This is a genomic window from Alteromonas portus (genome assembly GCF_005117025.1).
Lineage (GTDB): Bacteria > Pseudomonadota > Gammaproteobacteria > Enterobacterales > Alteromonadaceae > Alteromonas > Alteromonas portus.
In genome coordinates, this window is the sequence record NZ_SWCO01000001.1 from 379,162 (window position 1) to 398,907 (window position 19,746).

Genomic DNA, 19,746 nt, shown 5'->3' on the forward strand with positions numbered 1-19,746 from the left:
AGATTATACGAAGCACGACAGTAGAGAGTTGAGATATCTACGTCCTTTAGCAGTTACCTGCCAGTGACTATCTGAGGTAGAAAGTAGCCCCTGGTGATGAGCATCAGACAGTGCGCGTTTAACGTCATCCGTTAACTCAGTACCTGTGAAGTCACTAAAATCACTCATCGGGCAAGGCTCAACTAAACGAAACCTATTCATAAAAAACTCAAACGGCAGGTCGTCTGCACTAACCAGCGTTTGCGTATCTAAATACGGTCGGCTCATTTCCATGTAGCCTCTTGGATGCTTCACTTTAACGGTACGGTGAATAGTACCGTTCGCAGCATCGGTAATCTTCCCGTGTGCACCACAGCCAATGCCTAAGTAGTCGCCAAAGCGCCAGTAATTCAGGTTATGGCGGCATTGATGCCCTGCTTTAGCGTAGCCTGAAATCTCATACTGGTGATAGCCTGCCTGCTCTAAAAGGCTGTGGCCTTTTTCCTGTATTTCCCACAGAATGTCGTCGTCAGGTAGCTCTGGCGGCTTGGAATAGAAAGGCGTGTTTGGCTCGATAGTAAGCTGATACCACGACAGATGGTAAGGGGCTAGCTCAATACCTTGCTTCAAATCTGCCATAGCATTCTCTACGCTTTGCTCAGGTAAACCATGCATGAGATCTAAATTAAACGTGGGTAGTCCCGCGCTGTGTGCTTGTTTTACCGCATTTTTAGCTTGGCTTTCATTGTGAATACGGCCTAGCACTTTTAAATGCTTCGGTTGAAAGCTTTGAATGCCTACCGATATCCGGTTTACGCCTGCCTGATAAAACCCCGCAAACTTACCTGCCTCAACGGTACCTGGGTTGGCTTCCATGGTTATTTCAGCTGTGTCACTTAAATTAACACGCTGCTTAACGCCGTTTAAAATGTCAGCCATGGCCTCGCTTGAAAACAAACTTGGCGTGCCGCCGCCTATAAAGATTGTCTCGACAGGGCGGTCGCCAATGCGTTTGGCATCAATGGCTAAATCGTCCAGCAGGTGCGCCACATATTCTTTTTCGGGTAAATCAGACTTAAGCCCGTGAGAGTTAAAATCACAGTACGGACACTTTTGAACACACCAAGGAATGTGAATATAAAGGCTAAGCGGTGGATTACGCAAAAGTCGCTCTCATATTATCAAGCAAAATCGCTAGGGCGTTGCCGCGATGGCTAATACGGTTCTTTTCGGCTTTCTCCAATTCTGCCGCAGTGCAGCCATGAGTTGGAACGTGAAATACCGGGTCGTAACCAAAACCGTCGTTACCAGAGCGAGCAGTTAAAATTTCGCCTTGCCATTTACCTTGGCTAACTAATGGTACTGGGTCGTCAGCATGACGCATAAACACCAAGGTACAAAAGAAGTGCGCTTTACGCTGGGTTTCGCCATCAAGGGCAGCTAATAGCTTGTCGATATTGGTATCGTCAGTTGCATCAGCGCCAGCATAGCGGGCTGAATAAATACCGGGTGCACCGCCAAGGGCGTCAACCACTAAGCCTGAGTCGTCAGCAATAGCAGGAAGGCCTGTTACTTGTGCCGCATGACGCGCTTTAATAATGGCATTTTCAACGAATGTTGTACCTGTTTCAGGCACATCAGATACACCTAATTCTTTTTGCGCCACAACGTCTACGCCGTAATCTGCAAATAAGGATGCAAACTCTCGCACCTTGCCTTGATTACCTGTGGCTAAAACAATTTTTTCTGGGAATTTCATTGTGTACTCTTTTGAACTGACGGTGAGCTAAAGCGGTGGGCGGCGGCTGCGGGCGAAACATTGCCTCCACAAACACGCGGTAAACACATCCATGTGCGCTGCGCTGCCGCATCCCTGCGGCAGAGGGCTTTTGTCGGCAATGTTCCACCTACATCCTGGCCCACTGCATTAACTCACTTGAATGTTACTGATCGACTATTTTCGCACTCTTTACTTTTTCTTTTTAGGCTTAGCTTTTGCCTTGGCTTTGTCTTTGGCCTTCACTTTCTTCTTTTTGGGGCCAATCTTAGGCGTTTTGTTTTTAGGGCGTAGCTCGTCAATAACGCGAGCTTTAAGTGGTTCGCCCATGTAACGTGCGGTTTTAGCTACCATATCAAAATCGTGGGCCTCAACCAAAGATATTGCAGTACCTTTGGCGCCAGCGCGGCCGGTTCTGCCAATGCGGTGAACATAAACGTCGGCTTTGCGCGGCATGTCGAAGTTAATAACATGGCTCACGTTAGGAACATCAATACCGCGGGCAGCAACATCCGTTGCCAGCAAGATAGGTACTTCACCACTTTTGAAACGGGCTAGCGCTGCAATACGTTTGTCTTGTGGCATTTCACCCTGTAGCCAGCACACTGGAATATCTTTCGAGGCTAAGAAGTCCTTTAGCATTTGCAGGCGTTCACGGGTTTTCACAAACACAACCGCTGACGTCGTCGTTTCTTGCTTCAAAATATTCACCAGCAATGCTTGCTTGTGATTCATGTCGTCAGCAAGGTGATACCACTGATGAATTTTGTTTTTTTCTTTACGCGACGGGTTCGCTTCAATCACTTCAGGATTGTTAAGAATGTCATGAGCGAAGGTCTTAACGCCTTTGCCTTCAAGCGTGGCAGAGAACAATAGATTTTGCTTGCGCCAGCGCGCTTCGGCAGCAATTTGGTTAACTACCGTTGAGAAACCCATATCCAACATGCGGTCAGCTTCATCAAGGATCAAACACTCGATATCACGGCAATCAGCGGCTTCTTTTTCGATATGCTCAAGCAAACGACCTGGCGTGGCCACAAGAATATCAAGGTTTTTGCTTAAGGTTTCTTTATCGGTACCGTAGTTAATACCACCGGTTATTACCCCGCACACAATTTGCGTATGTTTGGTGATAGCAACCGCTTGTTCATAAACCTGTAGCGCTAACTCGCGGGTAGGCGTTAGGATCAAAATACGTGTAGCACCAGGCTGTCTGCGCGGATAATCAAGTAAAAACTGGCATGCAGGCAATAAGAAAGCGGCTGTTTTACCGGTACCTGTAGGAGCAGAAGCCAAGATATCTCGTCCATCCAACGCATGCGGGATAACCAGTTCTTGAATGCTAGTTGGAGTTTCAAACCCCATATCGGCAGCTGCGTGACACAGTGCTTCGTCTAATTCGAGTTCTTCGAAAGTCATAGTATAAAAAACGCTCTAAATGAATGGGGCGTATTGTAGCATTGCTATACCAAAACATTGAGAAAAACTGGCGTTAAATTCGCACACCGTAGGTAAATACACATTGTGGTTTGAGGTTACCTACAATATCAGGGAAAGAGGACATCTAATTTAATCAGTAATCGAGGCAATAGCGGATAGCTTTGCCCGGTTAAGCGCCTCTTTTATTTCAGGGCCTTTAACGCCCGTGGCAATAATATCTTGCACGTTCACTTGGTTGGCGGCTGCTAACGCATTTTCAATGCGTTTTTGTTGGTGTTGCCAATCTACGCCCTTGTTATGAGCATAAGGCGCAAAAGCGCTAAGTAATAATGTGAAACGTTCCTCTCTACGCCACGCATCACAGCCATTGAACAAGGCAAGTAAATCGGCGGGCGAGTTTTGCGCGCTCAAAAGAAAGCCTTTGAATTTACAGGCAAGGCTGACGATGTCACTAACTTGGTTTTGCACTTTGAGCCGACTACATAACAGTTTCGCTTCTTCCTCATTAAGGTGAGTGAGTAGGGCAGTAAACCTTGTTATCAGCCTAGCGGTTTCTGAATCGCTGCTTTCCGGTAATGGGGCTTCTGAACCCGTATCTTTAACAAGGCTCTCGTTTTCAACCTTTTCTAGGTCTACCGCCGTTTTTAACGTTTCCAGAGCAGTATCTACGTTTCTTTCAAGCTCAGTAAACCAGTCATTGAGGCCATGGGCTTGGTGTAATACAGTGAAAAAAACATGCGGTGTTTTCTCTAAAAGACTGCGCTTTGTTTCTTGCCATACGCGCTCTGCACTTAGCGTGCTTAGCTCGCCGCTTTGCGCCATAGACTGCATAAGAGCCATGGTTTCAGTGGCGATAGTAAACCCCAAATAAGCATAGCGGGTTGCAAACCGAGCAACGCGAAATACGCGTAAAGGGTCTTCACTAAAGGCTTCAGATACGTGGCGAAGTAGGCGGTTTTCTAAATCTTTTTTACCACCATAGGGGTCGATAAGGTTTCCAAGTTTATCTTGCGCTATCGCGTTAACGGTAAGGTCACGACGTAACAAATCTTCTTCCAAAGTGACCGAGCTTGATGCATCGCACACAAAGCCTGTGTAACCTTTTCCTGACTTACGTTCTGTACGTGCAAGTGCGTATTCTTCCTGTGTTTTAGGGTGTAAAAAAACAGGGAAGTCCTTGCCTACTTGGGTAAAACCCTGGCTGAGCATTTCTTCTGGCGTGGCACCCACCACGACATAGTCGCGTTCAACAACTTTTCTGTTTAACAGTGCGTCACGTACTGCGCCACCAACGAGATATACTTGCATGCTCTTCCAACGATTTTTTAGTCAGTAATACTTTTTAGATTGGGAATGCATCGACTTTTAACGTGTAACGAAAATCAACCTTCCCAAGGTAACAGAGGCGCAGTATAGCAATGTTACAAATAAAATTCGTAGCCACATCGTTATGCGCTTTCACTTCAAGGTTGCGTCTGGTAGTTTAATCGTCGTTAAAAATTAAAACAGATAGGCGCTTCAGCAACCATGTATTTGAACTACTTCGGGTTAAATGACAATCCTTTTTCGATTGCGCCTAACCCCGATTATTTGTATATGAGCCCAAGGCACAAAGAGGCTTTGGCCCATTTGACCTTTGGCCTCAGAGAAAGCGGTGGTTTTGTAATGCTCACCGGAGAAGTGGGCACGGGGAAAACAACGGTATCGAGAAAACTGTTGCAGCAGCTACCAGACAATACACAGGTAGCCATGATTTTGAATCCTACCTTATCCGCCCTTGAGCTATTAGCAACGGTATGTGATGAGTTAGGCTTGGCTTATACACCTGAAAAAGCAAGCCTTAAGTATTTCACCGATTTGATTTTGTCTAAGTTAGCAGAGAATCATCAGTCAGGCATTAATACGGTACTAATGGTTGATGAAGCGCAGCATCTGTTGCCCGAAGTACTAGAACAACTTCGTTTATTGACCAACTTAGAAACGAATCGTGAAAAGCTGTTAAAGGTAGTATTGATAGGTCAGCCTGAATTACAGCAGTTGTTAAAGCGTAACGAATTACGTCAGCTTGCCCAGCGTATTACTGCTAGGTATCACTTACTGCCCTTAACTGCGCCAGAAGTAAGTGCTTACATAGCACACCGCTTAAGCGTGGCTGAAGGTGATATCAGCATTTTCAGTAAGTCTACATTGCGCGCGGTGCATCAAATTACTGGTGGGATCCCAAGGGTAATTAATCTGCTGTGCGACAGAGCGTTAACCTTATCTTTTACTAAGCAGCATGCTGTTGTGCAAAAGCCTATATTCTTGGCCGCGGCAGAGCAAATTCTAGGTGAAGATGTTGTCAGTCAGCGGGTGCAAAGCCAGCGTAAATGGTATCTCGCATCGGCGTTTGTTTTGGCCATCATATTCGGTTACGGGTTAGGGAGCTTGTATGTCTAATATCGTTGCCATTGACCATTTAAAACCCGGTATGGTGATTGTTCAAATTACCAAGCAAAATGGGCCAGTTAAAATTAGAAAGTCGGGTTTAGTGACAAGCGATGCTATGGTGCAGGGCTTGTCTGAAATGGGCGTGCAAGAGGTCGAAATAGACCCGGAGCAAACCGTAGAAATAGCGCCGGCAGTTCATCATAGAACACAGACCCAAGCTTTGCTTCGGGGCGAGCACGACACTACCGCCAAATTTGATAAATCCCTCAATGAGCAGTTTAATCGAAGCTTGTTTTTACCCACAGTAGAAGGGCTTCCGTCAGCGTGGAAGCTTTACACCAAGCAAGTAGCGCTTTTTGCCGTCGTTATTCTTGGCGGTTTATGCATTGGCTTTTCCGCCGCTACGGCAAAACGTTGGTGGCCAATGTTAACTGCACCCGCTTCTGTACCGGTGGCAGACTCTGAAAGCTCAGTTTCACAGGTTGAAACAAGCGGAGGCGCTTCAGCGCTTACGACCACGCAAAGTAGTAATGAAGCACCAGACACTTCAAGTAACAAAAGTGAACAGGTATCTTCTAACACTCAGGAAAGTGGGCAAAGCGCGGGTTTGAATGAAGCTGCTAACGCGGCGGTAAATAACAACGTTAGTAACGGCGATGCAGCTCAGCAAGGCACCCAAGCTAACGCTATGGTAAATAACCAGTCTGATGGCAACTTAGCTGCAACGCAAAATACTGATTTAGGTGCAGTTCCAAATTCAAACCCAACCACAAATACAAACACTACAGGTACGCAGAATCGCTACAATAATGACGTCTCCCAACGTTCTGGTGCCGAGCCAAGTAATGGATATGAGCTTAGCTCTTCAACAGATTCAAGACAAACTGAGGCATCAGCGGACTACGAAGGGAAAGTATTAAACGAAGCTGCGTCTCCATCTGACGTATCCGTGTCGCCAGAGCTCATGGCCCGTTTTAATGCTGCCGTTGAAGCACTAGACTCAAAGGCGGAGGATGATACACCTGCCGAAGCGCAAACAAGGGTGACGGTTAAAGACGAACTACCCCGTGTAGATCAGCTACCCGTTCGCTTATTAACACGACTTCCTACCATGAACTTTAGCGCACATATGTATGCGTCTCGTCCTGCCGATAGATGGGTGAGAGTCAATGGCCGTCAAATAGGTGAGGGCGATTGGATTGCCGATAGAGTGCAGATCGTAAATATTGAAGCGCAGCGCGTAGTACTTTCTTTTGAAGATGAGCTCTTTACTATGGCGGCACTGACTGACTGGTAATAGCTATGAATAGAGGCTAACGGGCGCAATGACTAAATGTGGCCACGTTAATTTAGTCACGGTTAAACGAAAAGGCCCTTTAAAACGAAGGGCCTTTTTAATAAAGATGGCAAAACCTACGCTGGCATCTGATTTATGAAAACGTCTTTAAAGAATTTAGGTAAGTTCAAACTAAACTCTTCGGGGCGAACACCTGACACAATCTCGTCGTCGTACTGGCTTAAATCAATGCGCTTAACTTCATTGAAATGTTGCGACGTAACGCTGTAAAAAGTCATAACGTGAGGGCTTACAGGGTCTTTGGGGTTAATTTTACTTACAATGCCTAACTTACCGCTTTTCAAACGAACCAAAGAACCTACAGGGTGCACACCGATACACTGGATGAATTGCTTTACCAATTCTTGATCTAGATTTTCTGTCGCAGTTAGTCGCTTTAGCGCCTGAGTAGGCGTGATACTGTTTTTATGAGTACGGTTAGATGTCATGGCATCGTATGCATCCACAATGGCAGCAATACGCGCGAACTCTGAGATTTCGTCACCAACCAATCCTCTCGGGTAGCCGCTTCCATCAACGCGCTCGTGGTGCTCTTCGATAATACGTAACGAAAGGTCAGAAATATCTCCACACTGTTCAACTAGGTCTGCACCAATTTCAACGTGGGTTTTCATCACTTCCCAATCATCACTAGAAAATTCGCCTGTGTTATTGCGAATTTCATCTGGAAGGGAAGACATGCCGATATCCATCAATAGGGCACCTAAACTCACTTGTTCTGTGGTATCTCTGTCATAGCCAAGAAACTCACAGAAAATGCCGCTTAGTACACTGCAATTAATACTGTGCTCAAGAAGGTACTGGTCGGTATCCTTGATCATGGTCAGGCAGCTTAGTGCGTCTTTGTTATCAAATACACTTTCAATAAGGCTTTGCGACAGCGACTCCATGGGAGACAAATCTTTTACCGCCCCATTTTTAAGTGACTTCAAAAAGCTGCTTTGAATGGCAATTGCGCTGCTGTAAAGCTCGTTAGCTTCGTTAATTGAGTCACGACCAACAGGCTTAACTATTGGTTTAGCAATCTCAGGCTTAGTTTCTTTAGGTAAGGTTTGCGCCTCTGGCGCTTTGAGATGCTTAGATTTAACAAGATCCACTTCTACAGTAAGAATACCTTTAGACTTGAGGTTCTCAATGATAGCTTGGGTTTTCACAATGCCTTTTGAGCGCATTTTTAGTGAACCCGTTTGTTCAAGTACTTGATTGACATACATCCCTGGCTGCAAATCATCAATGGGTACCTGCTCTAGCATTATCTCTCCTGTGGGGCACAACGTTGCCATCGTCTTTTACTACAATAGGAACGAATAGTACGATATTCCAGTGAAAAAAGTGAGGAGTTTATTAGTCTTTAGTATAGCTAGAGAGTGCGAGAGTAGGGCTAATGAGCTTATTGGGAAATGTTAGGCGTGGAAAGGTTTAGAGAAGATGCTCATCTTTTAAATAAGGTGAACTCATATTAAGACATTTTGATGAGAGATTAGGGTAGAGCGTTGAAGAAGAAGAAAGAGTGCTGTCTCACGACAACACTCTTTGTTCATACTAAGTCTTGGTATAAGAGCGAAGCCCTTTATATTTACAACCAGGCAGGCTGTTTATCTTCGAAGGCTTCTATAGCACTTGTAAGTTCAAGGGTTTGACCGATAGCATCTAAGCCTTTAATAAGGTTGTTTTTGTGATGCTCAGCAATATCGAAGCTGAAGCTTGTATCGTTAAAACTTACCGTTTGCGCTGGAAGATCAACGGTGATCTTAGTTGCTGGGTCTGTCTTCACCGCAGCAAACAAAGCGTCCATTTGTTCGCTTGATAATGCCACAGGCACTAGCTGATTATTAATGCAGTTGCCGTAAAAAATATCAGCAAAGCTGGTGGCAATAACCGTTTTAAAACCGAAGTCGGCAAGTGCCCACGGCGCGTGCTCACGGCTTGAACCACAACCAAAGTTTTCGCGAGCTAGCAACAGACTCGCACCTTTGTGCTCAGGCTTATTTAGCGCGAACGCTGGGTTTGGCTCTTTCTCTTCTAAATCCAAATAACGCCAGTCGTGAAACAAATGCTTGCCGTAGCCAGCACGCGTTACGCCGGTTAGAAACTGCTTTGGAATAATTTGGTCGGTATCGACATTCGCCTGATCAAGCGGCGCAGCAATGCCTGTGTGTTGTGTAAAACCTTGTTCAGACATAAATTACTCCTGATAATCTCTAACGTCAGCAAAGCGTCCGGTGATTGCAGCAGCGGCAGCCATTGCTGGGCTTACTAAGTGAGTACGCGCCCCACGGCCTTGTCGGCCTTCAAAGTTACGGTTACTGGTAGAGGCACATCTATCGCCAGCTACTAATTTGTCGTCATTCATTCCAAGGCACATAGAGCAGCCTGGCAAACGCCATTCAAAGCCTGCATCGATAAAGATTTTATCTAAGCCTTCAGCTTCTGCTTGGCGCTTAACATTACCAGACCCCGGAACAACAATAGCTGTCACTGAATCGGCAACTTTACCGCGCTTGGCGATTTGTGCTGCTGCACGCATATCTTCAATTCGACCGTTGGTACACGAGCCGATAAACACGTGGTTTACTGCAATATCGGCAAGCTTTTCACCAGGTTTCAAGCCCATATACTCTAGTGCTTTTACCGCGCTTTCTTTTTCAATCGGGTCGCTAAAATCTTCTGGGGCAGGTACAGGCGTGTTTACGCCAATAACCTGACCTGGGTTGGTACCCCAAGTAACCTGAGGAGCGATATCCGCCGCTTCAAGTTCAACCACAGTGTCAAAGGTAGCGCCTTCTTCGGTGTAAAGGGTTTTCCAGTAAGCGACAGCGTCTTCCCAGTCTTGCCCTTTAGGTGCGTATTCACGGCCCTCAAGATAAGCAAAGGTTTTTTCGTCTGGCGCAACAAGGCCAGCTTTCGCGCCAGCTTCAATACTCATGTTGCACACAGTCATGCGCTCTTCCATGCTTAGACCGCGGATAGCTTCACCCGCGTACTCGATAACATGACCAGTAGCGCCAGCGTGACCAATTTTGCCGATAATGGCAAGAATGATGTCTTTTGCCGTAATACCTACAGGAAGCTTACCATTTACATTGATAAGCATGCTCTTAGCGCGGCTTTGTTTTAACGTTTGTGTGGCCAGTACGTGCTCTACCTGAGAGGTACCAATACCAAAGGCCAGCGCACCAAATGCACCGTGAGTCGCAGTGTGTGAGTCACCACACACCACCGTCATGCCTGGCTGAATTAAACCTAATTCCGGGCCCATTACGTGCACAATACCTTGCTTTTGGTGACCTACTGGAAATAGCTGAATGCCGTGTTCTTCACAGTTTTTTGCCAAGGTTTGTAGCTGAAGCGCATTGGCTGGTCCACAGGCATCAATTGCCAGTGAACGAGTCGAAATGCTGTGATCCATTGTGCCAACCGTGCGATCAGGACGTCGTACTTTACGGCCTTTTTCATTAAGGCCAGCAAATGCCTGAGGTGACGTTACTTCGTGAATTAAGTGACGGTCGATATAAATTAAGCTGTCTTCACCGATTTGGTCAATAATGTGGGCCTGCCACACTTTGTCATATAAGGTCTTGGCCATGAGGTTTTTTTACTCCTGCGCCATTAATTGTTTAACGATTTCATCGCCCACTTGTGACGTGCTTGCCGCTTGGCTACGTTTATCTGCAGGTAATAACTCGCCTGTAAGTACACCTGCTTCTAGCGTTGCCACTACTGCCTTTTCAATTGCGTCGGCAGCATCATTCAAGTTCATGCTGAAACGCAGCATCATGGCGGCTGATAAAATTTGTGCGATAGGGTTAGCAATGCCCTGACCAGCAATATCTGGGGCTGAACCGCCTGCTGGCTCATAAAGTCCAAAGCCATCTTCGTTCATACTTGCCGAAGGCAACAAGCCCATAGAGCCGGTCATCATGGCGCATTCATCAGAAACGATGTCGCCAAAAAGGTTTGAACACAGCATTACATCGAACTGCGCTGGGTTCTTCATAATCTGCATAGTGGCATTGTCGATGTAGATATGGTCAAGTTCTACATCTGGATAGTCTTTTGCTACTTCTTCAGCAATTTCACGCCATAAACGACTGGTTACCAGTACGTTAGCTTTGTCTACTGAAGTCACTTTGCCGCGACGCTTCTGTGCTGCTTCAAACGCTGCAATAGCAATACGGCGAATTTCACGTTTACTGTAGCGCATAGTGTCATACGCGAATTCTTCTTCGCCTTCACCTTCTCGGCCCTTCGGCTGACCAAAGTAAATACCGCTGGTTAGCTCACGCACAACTAAAACGTCTACGCCTGATTTAGCAATGTCTTCACGAAGGGGAGACAGGCTTTCAAGGCCCGGATAAATGCGAGCTGGGCGCAAGTTGCTGAACAGGTCAAAATGACTGCGAAGGGTAAGTAGTGCGGCACGCTCTGGACGTTGTTCAAGCGGTAAGGTGTCCCATTTAGGGCCGCCAATACTACCAAACAAAATTGCATCGGCTTGCTCGCAACCTAATAGCGTTTTCGAGGGAAGCGCTTCGCCTTCCGTATCAATGGCGTAGCCACCCACAGGATATGCAGTACGGTTTAGGGTGACGTTAAACTTCTTTTCAACAGCATCTAAAACCTTATTGGCTTCCTGCATAACTTCTGGGCCGATACCGTCTCCGGCTAATACGGCAATTGAATACTGGCTCATTTATACTCCTGCAACGCGTTCTTGTTGATTTTTTTGCTGATCAATTTGATCGGCCAAATATGTGTTATTTAATACAAAGATAAGGGCTTTAACGCCGGCTTCCACAATATCAGTAGCAAGGCCAATCCCATGGAAACGGCGGCCTTTATATGTGGCGATAACGCTAACTTGGGCTAAAGCGTCTGCACCTTCACCTTTTGAATCTAGTTTAAAGTCGACAACTTCTAAATCTTCGTGACCAAGTATAGACATAATGGCCTTATAAGCCGCATCTACTGGTCCGTTTCCTATGCTTGATTGGGTAATTTCCTCAGCGCCTACTTTCATTTTAACGGTGGCGCTCGGAATGATTTCACGCCCAGAATTCGCTTGAAGATAAAGTAGCTGGAAGTGAGCCTGGTCATGCTTCTGCTTATCAAAGAACAACAAAGCTTCAAGGTCGTAGTCGTACACTTGACCTTTCTTATCGGCTAGCTTTAAGAAGGCGTCGTACACTGCTTCTAAATCGTAGTCTTCCGCTTTATAACCAAGCTCAGTCAATCGGTGCTTGATTACATGACGGCCAGAGCGAGACGTTAGGTTTAGGTTATTCTTATTAATGCCCACACTTTCAGGGGTCATAATCTCATACGTATTCTGTGCTTTTAAGACACCATCTTGGTGAATACCTGATGAGTGACTAAACGCATTAGCACCGACGATGGCTTTGTTTGCCTGAACCGGCATATTACAAAGCTGGCTCACCAATTTAGAGGTACGTGAAATTTCGGTTGAATTGATATTAGTATCAATGCCTAACATGCTCTTACGGGTTTGTAAGATCATCGCAATTTCTTCAAGCGATGCATTACCGGCACGCTCGCCAATACCGTTAATCGTACATTCTACCTGTCTGGCGCCTTGCTCAACGGCTGCCAATGAATTTGCTACCGCTAAACCCAAGTCGTTGTGACAGTGAACGGAGATTGTCGCTTTGTCGATGTTGGGAACGCGATTGAATAATTGCTGGATAATACCGCCGAACTCTGTGGGTGTAGTGTAGCCCACTGTATCTGGGATATTAACGGTAGTTGCACCTGCATTAATTGCTGCTTCTACCATGCGGCATAGATAGTCGATGTGAGTACGACCGGCGTCTTCGCACGAAAACTCAACGTCGTCAGTGTACTTACGAGCATGTTTCACTGCAGCCACTGCCATATCAACAATTTCATCTTGTGATTTACGTAGCTTGGCACCTACGTGAATTTCCGACGTTGCGATGAATGTGTGAATTCGGAACTGCTCGGCAACGCTTAATGCTTGCCCACATGCATCAATATCGCCCGGCAATGCGCGAGACAGGCCGCAAACAATCGAGTTTTTAACCTCTTTGGCAATCATTTGTACAGAGCGAAAGTCGCCCGGAGAAGAGACAGGAAAGCCCGCTTCGATAATGTCTACGCCTAAACGTTCGAGCGCCAGCGCGATCTGTAGTTTCTCTTTGGCACTTAGGCTTGCAGGTAAAGCCTGCTCGCCGTCTCGCAATGTGGTATCAAAGATCTTCACTTGATTTGTCATGACGCTCTCTCAGTTGAATAGTTAAAAAAAAACCCGTGCTAAGCACGGGTTTTTGTGAAATTAAATCGCTGGTCGCAATCTACCCGTGCAGTCTGGCTGCCATAAGGAGTAGAGATAGAAGAAGAAAACGAATACGCATTTGCTGTTGTTTCTTTGCTGACCAAGTTGATAGCGACAATGTACCCATGTGGCGGGGAGAGGTCAACCATTGTTTACGATAATGAGTATATTTTTCGTGTATAAATGCTATCTTTTTATTATTTAGGATGTATATCCTAATTCAAGCACTGCGAGTTGCTTGAATAGTGAGGTTTATGCTGTGGTAATGGCAGTTTTTGCGTTTTTAAATTGGTTTTTTAGGATGAGTGTACTAATGAGTGGTGAATTAATGTGAAGTTGTTTTGGGTGTTTATTTAATTAGGGTGAATATTTATTAGCTTGCCGGCGTCAAGGTGAAGTTTTTCCAGTTTATCTGCGTTGACAAGCGCATTTCTCTCATAGAAAGCGAGCGTGGGCTGGCTTTTGTTTTGTAGTTCCACATATGCCCACAGCAAGCGCTGCTCATTATGGGTTTAGTGGGCTTTAATATTGTCAGAGTGGTTTTTGAGAGTTGAGGAGAAGAGTAACCCTCTTTTTTCGGATCATCAGTCACTTGATCGTTGTGAGAATCATCAGATGCTAAGGTTTTGGTTAACTGTTTTTGGCCTATATTAAACCAACCATGCTTATTTAGATGGATTTCGCTGAGAGAGTCGCGAAACATGTCGATAGAGTCTAATTCAATGGTTAGCCCTTCGATACTTTGGACCAGTATAGGTACGACTAAGCCATAGTCAGTATTTTTCATGTACCAAAGCACACATTTTTCATTATCTTGCGACAAGCCCGGACATTTATTGGGTTGTTTACCATACCAACTTCCGTTGTGTGTATCGACTTCCAACGGAAACAACGATTGGGATTGAGTGACCATAAAGCGTGCCACGCTTCTCACATGATAAGGCAACCCTCCAACTCGCCGTTTTAAGATTGACGCATTGTTTGTGCTCAAGTGAGACAGTGCTAGTAATTCTCTTTCATAAAGCGCGGTACAAATTTCGGTGAACTGCGCATGACTACCACCTAGTCCGCCCGATTCGCCAAAAAAACCTGTCTGAGATCGAGAAGAAGGGTTCTCTGATGTCATTGCTTATCTATACATTTACTTTTCATTATTGCACAACCGTATCAAGAAACTGCATTAAGCGCCACATGGGTGTTTCAAAACCTTATTGTGCAAATAGGGTGTTCAATAAACGGCAAGAAGTTTGGGTTGTTCTCGTTAAGCAGTTATCGATCACTACTAATTACCAATAAACCTGTATTACCAATTTTGTGTAGTGGTATGAAGTTTACTTAAGCACTCCAAAAACCAATAGTATTGAAGATTAAATTGTTTAATTTGCTGATTTAATTGATTTTACGGTGTTTTTTCTTGCGTTATAAAGATAGATTTCTATTCTTTTATGTTATTGGTAATGCCAAAAATATTAAACATTTTGACTATTTTTTAACATTTCGTGTTGACCAATGTAAAAACTTGTCTTACTTTTGTAAGTGTCTTGTAAAGTAGGTGTAAGTCAAGTTTGCAGGGCAGGTAAGTTGCAAATCAATTAAGCGGTAAGGAATGAGTGATTAGACATTCCTCAATCCTTAAGAGGAAAACACACATGGCACACAAATTATCTAAAATTACACTTGCGGTACTTTCGGCTACGACACTAAGCCTTACCGCAGCTGCAAACGCACAAGAAACACAGCAAGAACAGAATGAAGATGTAGAGGTAATAGAGGTATCGGGCATCCGAGCTTCACTGGCTAGCGCAATGAATGAAAAGCGCTTCAAAAATAATCTTGTAGAGGTTATTGAAGCGGAAGATATTGGTAAGCTACCAGACCAAAACCTAGCGGAAGTTCTTGAAAACATCACAGGTATTCAGATTACGCGTGAAGCGGGTGTTGGTACAGGCGTTCAAATTCGTGGTACCGATGCCAACCGTACTGAAATCAACGGTGTTTCAACAGTTGGCTCAGGTGCAGGTCGAAGCGGTATTGACTTTGAGGACGTTTCAGCAGCGATTATAGCGGGCCTTGAGGTTACCAAGTCACCTGATGCAAAAACCATTGAAGGTTCAGTGGGTGGTACAATTAACCTTAAAACTATTCGCCCCTTACAGCTGAACGAACAGCTAGCGGCGTTTCGTGTTCAGGGCGAAAACAGTAGCTTAACTACTGATAGCAACTTTCAGCCTCGTATCTCAGGTACGTTTGGTGATAACTGGGATACCGACCACGGTACCATTGGTGTTGTTATAAGCGGTAGCTATGCACAACAAGACGTAACGGCGTTTCGCCCACGTGCAGACAGAGATAACTTAGTTGCATCAGACAGCGGTGTAGCAAGCGCGCAATCTTTTGATTTTTTACCTATCCAGTTCTTTGTTCAAGATTACGATAACTTCGAGTACGAAACTAAAAACCTTGTAGGTACCATTGAGTGGGCGCCAAATGACAATACCAAGTTTTTCTTTGACGCCATTATTAATGATCAAGAACGTCTGCAAGAAAGTTCTCGTGTTCAAGCATCGGGTGTAAGTGCGCTAAATGACATTTCTGTTCCTGATGAGTTTGAAACTATCAACTTTGGTTCATTAGGTGGTACAAACCTAGGTTCTATCCAAGCGGCACTGCGTGGCGTTATACCTGTAAACCTGGAAAACGATGACGACGATCCGAATCTACGTTTATCAACAGATACAAATTCTCGTGTAACGAAGAGCGAAATTTTCCGCTTAGGTGGTGAATGGCAGGGTGAAAAGTGGAGCGTATTTGCAGAGGTAGCCTCTTCATCGTCTGATACTACTACGCCAAGCTTTAATACAACGCTTAACTTTATCAACCCGAATGCGCCGTTAGATGCCGGTGGTGCGAACGATAACTCAGTACCATTTGCGTACGATCTTAGCGGAGGCGCACTAACATTTGGTATTGCTGAGGGGGCAGAATATGCCCCAACTGTAGAGCAATTATTAGACCCTTACAACGTAGTACTTCGTGACGTTAACATCGGTCGTGATGTTGTTGAAAATTCTGAGGATGCGTTCAGAGTCGATTTCACCTATTACGTTGACTCGCTTATCACATCTGTTGATTTTGGCTATCGTTACAACAAGTCTAGCAGTATGATGCAGGACATCAGCACTAGCGTAGGTTTGCGTTCAATGGAAGATAGTCCGCGTGGTGACCTCTTCGCTGATTTGCTAGTGGCTGGCCCAGACAACTTTAACGAAGCTGATGGTAGAGAGTTATACGTAAAAGATTTTCTCCTCATCGATCCTGAATTGGTTTCTTCTGACCCAGACGGTGTATTAGCAACGCTACAAAGTGCGCTTGAAGCACACGGCTCTTCACGGTCATTAGGTCAACCAACGGCAAGTTCGTCAGGTTTCTTTGATATCGAAGAAGATACGCACGCACTTTATGCTCAAGCTAACTTCGAGTATGAAATGTTTAGAGGTAACTTCGGTTTTCGTTACGTTCAAACTGATCTAACTTCTACGGGTAACTCTGTAACAGAGGATGATGCTGGCAATGATATTGTTTCTACAATTGTATCTGAATCTGATTATAACTACTTCTTACCACGTTTTAACTTAGTTGCTGATGTGGCGGATGATGTTGTGTTGAGGTTTGGTGCGGGTAAAGATATTCGTCGTCCTAACTTTGATGACCTTTCTACATCGGTAACATTCAGTACTAGCCCTAACCCGAACGTAGCTATCGGTAATCCTAACTTGAAACCTGAAGAGGTTATTTCTTACGACATAGCCGCTGAATGGTACTTCGCTGAGGCGAGCGTGTTGAGTGTTGGCTTTTTCCACAAGACGCGTAAAGAGTTACACGTAGACCAAATCGTAAGTGCCTTTGAGGATCCTACAACTGGTTACCGCGATCTCACTGACCCATGTGAAGGCGGTGGTATCTTCAACCCTATCGCTGATATTAACGTGTTTGGCCCAGACCTAGGTACAGGTGTTTGTGTTGGTACTGAGACAAAAGTGAACGATCCTGCTGAAACAACACAAAAGGGTATTGAAATTGCTGTTCAGTATGACCTTTCCAGCTTTGAACAAGAACTCGGCTGGGCATCAGGTTTCGGTGTGCTTGCTAACTACACAATACAAGAATTCTCTGGTGGTGAATTAGAAAATTCTGCGACAAGTCGTGCAGACGCCGTCTTCGCAGCGACTACGGGTGTCGAAGATATTGACGTAAAAGCAGTTCAAGGCTTACTAAACCTGTCGGAAAATGCTTACAACATAACGCTTTACTACGAGAAGTTTGGCTTGTCTGCTCGTATGCGCTACACATGGCGTGAAGCGTATCGTACCGATGACTTCGGTAGTACGTCTAGCTTCCCATGGGGCTTCCCAGCGGTACAAGCTGACCGTGGTCAGTTAAATGCAAGTGTGACTTACGATGTTAACGAAAACCTTAATATTGGTGTTGAGGCAGTAAACATTACTGAGTCTGAAGTAGAGCAGTACTGTGTTAACGAAGGCTCACTTCTGTGCTTCCAAGGTCTTACTGACCGAAGAATTACTGTAGGTGCAAACTATCGTTTTTAATTTGTAAAACAACTGCCGTGGCACGCGGCAGTAACTACACCCTGGATCACAAAGTGTGGTTGTGATGTGTGCATTAGCCCTAACGCCAGTTAGGGCTTTTTTTGATTTTTTTTTAGTTCTTATTTCGCCGCTGTTTACCCCTTCTAAAACACTAGCTCCTCTTATTTAATATTTGTTTGAAGAAAGTGTTTTGAAACTTTCATATCGTTATTAAGTCACCATGTTTAAACGTTAACTACATATATCTGTCATTGATTGACAGCTCAGACATGAGCTAAAAGCTTTTTTTAGAGAGCAGAGAGCAGAGAGCAGAGAGCAGAGAGCAGAGAGCAGAGAGCAGAGAGCAGAGAGCAGAGAGCAGAGAGCAGAGGGTGCAGTGCAGAGCGCCTGGAACGTCAATTACTTAAAGAGCGCGGAATCAGTGATACGCATACAAAAAAGGCACCGCGTATTACGCTGGTGCCTTTTAAAAGTGAGTTAAGCCACTTTAGGGCTAAACTTATTGACCTTTAATTTCGCTGCGGCCTTTATAAGTTGCTGCGTCGCCAAGTGCTTCTTCAATACGAAGCAATTGGTTGTACTTAGCAACACGGTCAGAACGACATAGTGAACCAGTCTTGATTTGGCCCGCTGCTGTACCTACTGCAAGATCAGCAATGGTCGCATCTTCAGTTTCGCCAGAACGGTGAGAGATAACCGCTGTAAAGCCCGCGTCTTTCGCCATTTTAATCGCGTTAAGGGTTTCAGTTAGTGAACCGATTTGGTTGAACTTGATAAGGATTGAGTTACCAATACCGTTATCAATACCGCGCTTAAGAATTTTAGTGTTAGTAACGAATAAGTCGTCGCCAACTAGCTGTACTTTGTCACCAATCTTCTTAGTTAGGCTTGCCCAGCCGTCCCAGTCGCTTTCGTCTAGGCCGTCTTCAATTGATACGATTGGGTACTGTGAAGAAAGGTCTGCAAGATAGTCGCCAAACGCTTCTGAATCGAAGCTCTTGTCTTCGCCAGAAAGTACGTATTTACCTTCTTTGTAGAATTCAGACGCCGCGCAGTCTAGTGCTAGCGTGATGTCTTCATTCATTTTGTAGCCAGCATTTTCAACGGCTTCAACGATTACCGCCAGTGCTTCTGCGTTTGAGCTAAGGTTAGGCGCAAAACCACCTTCGTCGCCAACTGCTGTGTTAAGGCCTTTAGCCGAAAGTACTTTCTTAAGTGCGTGGAAGATTTCAGCACCCATACGTAGTGCTTCTTTGAAGCTCTTCGCGCCAACAGGCTGTACCATGAACTCTTGAATGTCTACGTTGTTGTCAGCGTGCTCACCACCGTTGATGATGTTCATCATAGGTACAGGCATTGAGTACTGACCAGAAGTACCGTTTAGGTCTGCAATGTGCTCGTAAAGCGCTACGCCTTTTTCCGCTGCAGCCGCTTTAGCTACAGCAAGAGAAACTGCAAGAATTGCGTTCGCACCAAGGGTTTCTTTGTTTTCTGTGCCATCAAGGTTAATCATGATGCCGTCGATATCAGCTTGTGCTAGCGCATCTTTGCCGATAAGTGCAGGCGCGATGGTATCGTTAACTGCTGCAACTGCCTTTGTTACACCTTTACCTAGGTAACGAGACTTGTCGCCGTCGCGTAGTTCTAGTGCTTCGCGGCTACCAGTAGAGGCACCAGATGGTGCAGCAGCTCGGCCCATTACGCCCGATTCTAAATATACATCTGCTTCTACAGTAGGGTTACCGCGTGAATCTAAGATTTCGCGCCCGATAATGCGACTAATTTTCGCCATGTTTTTTCCTCAACAATTGAATGGGGCGCAACGGGAGAGAGCGCCCCTTTA

14 protein-coding genes are annotated in these 19,746 nt (G+C 45.3%); 3 read left to right on the top strand and 11 right to left on the bottom strand.

The annotated features are described in order from the left end of the window. Positions 1-3: 3 nt before the first annotated feature. From hemW to E5672_RS01585, 4 genes are all read right to left on the bottom strand, one after another. Positions 4-1,143 carry a radical SAM family heme chaperone HemW gene (gene hemW / locus E5672_RS01570; RefSeq protein ID WP_136780628.1) on the bottom strand — a complete coding sequence of 380 codons (1,140 nt, stop codon included), beginning with the start codon at positions 1,141-1,143 and terminating at the stop codon, positions 4-6. Further along, positions 1,136-1,738, bottom strand: coding sequence for an XTP/dITP diphosphatase (locus E5672_RS01575; protein WP_014948475.1), 603 nt, complete (start codon positions 1,736-1,738; stop codon positions 1,136-1,138). The genes hemW and E5672_RS01575 overlap by 8 nt, the downstream gene beginning before the upstream one ends. A gap of 210 nt (positions 1,739-1,948) precedes the next feature. Then, on the bottom strand, positions 1,949-3,175 hold the full coding sequence (srmB, locus tag E5672_RS01580) for an ATP-dependent RNA helicase SrmB (RefSeq protein WP_136780629.1): 1,227 nt from the start codon (positions 3,173-3,175) through the stop codon (positions 1,949-1,951). A gap of 150 nt (positions 3,176-3,325) precedes the next feature. Continuing rightward, the gene (locus tag E5672_RS01585) at positions 3,326-4,504 is read right to left on the bottom strand and encodes a tRNA nucleotidyltransferase/poly(A) polymerase-related protein (protein ID WP_136780630.1); all 1,179 of its coding nucleotides are present in this window, start codon (positions 4,502-4,504) and stop codon (positions 3,326-3,328) included. 219 nt (positions 4,505-4,723) lie between these two features. On the opposite strand from E5672_RS01585, the gene E5672_RS01590 reads away from it, so the two are divergent. Both E5672_RS01590 and E5672_RS01595 read left to right on the top strand, forming a co-directional pair. Next, positions 4,724-5,635 (top strand): ExeA family protein, encoded by a 912-nt coding sequence (locus E5672_RS01590; protein ID WP_014997508.1) that lies wholly within the window; start codon positions 4,724-4,726, stop codon positions 5,633-5,635. After that, positions 5,628-6,923 carry a general secretion pathway protein GspB gene (locus tag E5672_RS01595; RefSeq protein ID WP_136780631.1) on the top strand — a complete coding sequence of 432 codons (1,296 nt, stop codon included), beginning with the start codon at positions 5,628-5,630 and terminating at the stop codon, positions 6,921-6,923. Before E5672_RS01590 ends, E5672_RS01595 begins: the two co-directional genes overlap by 8 nt. Before the next feature lie 116 nt (positions 6,924-7,039). Here the strand turns inward: E5672_RS01595 and E5672_RS01600 are convergent, their stop codons facing one another. The 6 genes from E5672_RS01600 to E5672_RS01625 form a co-directional block, all read right to left on the bottom strand. Next, positions 7,040-8,236 (bottom strand): cyclic di-GMP phosphodiesterase, encoded by a 1,197-nt coding sequence (locus tag E5672_RS01600; RefSeq protein ID WP_136780632.1) that lies wholly within the window; start codon positions 8,234-8,236, stop codon positions 7,040-7,042. 323 nt (positions 8,237-8,559) lie between these two features. After that, complete coding sequence (gene leuD, locus E5672_RS01605; RefSeq protein WP_136780633.1) at positions 8,560-9,165, bottom strand: 3-isopropylmalate dehydratase small subunit; 606 nt, start codon at positions 9,163-9,165, stop codon at positions 8,560-8,562. Between the two features lie 3 nt (positions 9,166-9,168). Further along, positions 9,169-10,569, bottom strand: a complete 1,401-nt coding sequence (gene leuC, locus E5672_RS01610) for a 3-isopropylmalate dehydratase large subunit (RefSeq protein ID WP_014975820.1) — start codon at positions 10,567-10,569, stop codon at positions 9,169-9,171. Between the two features lie 9 nt (positions 10,570-10,578). After that, positions 10,579-11,676, bottom strand: coding sequence for a 3-isopropylmalate dehydrogenase (gene leuB, locus E5672_RS01615; protein ID WP_049585949.1), 1,098 nt, complete (start codon positions 11,674-11,676; stop codon positions 10,579-10,581). Beyond that, positions 11,677-13,236: a 2-isopropylmalate synthase gene (leuA, locus tag E5672_RS01620; protein WP_136780634.1), complete on the bottom strand. Its 1,560-nt coding sequence runs from the start codon at positions 13,234-13,236 to the stop codon at positions 11,677-11,679. It lies immediately after the preceding gene. Between the two features lie 433 nt (positions 13,237-13,669). Beyond that, entirely contained in the window at positions 13,670-14,422 is a 753-nt protein-coding gene (locus E5672_RS01625) for a hypothetical protein (RefSeq protein ID WP_136780635.1), read from the bottom strand. Between the two features lie 523 nt (positions 14,423-14,945). Between E5672_RS01625 and E5672_RS01630 the strand changes: the two genes are divergently transcribed. Beyond that, the gene (locus E5672_RS01630; RefSeq protein WP_136780636.1) at positions 14,946-17,903 is read left to right on the top strand and encodes a TonB-dependent receptor; all 2,958 of its coding nucleotides are present in this window, start codon (positions 14,946-14,948) and stop codon (positions 17,901-17,903) included. 499 nt (positions 17,904-18,402) lie between these two features. Here E5672_RS01630 and eno read toward each other — a convergent pair whose 3' ends face one another. After that, the gene (gene eno / locus E5672_RS01640; RefSeq protein ID WP_136780637.1) at positions 18,403-19,695 is read right to left on the bottom strand and encodes a phosphopyruvate hydratase; all 1,293 of its coding nucleotides are present in this window, start codon (positions 19,693-19,695) and stop codon (positions 18,403-18,405) included. Positions 19,696-19,746 lie beyond the last annotated feature (51 nt).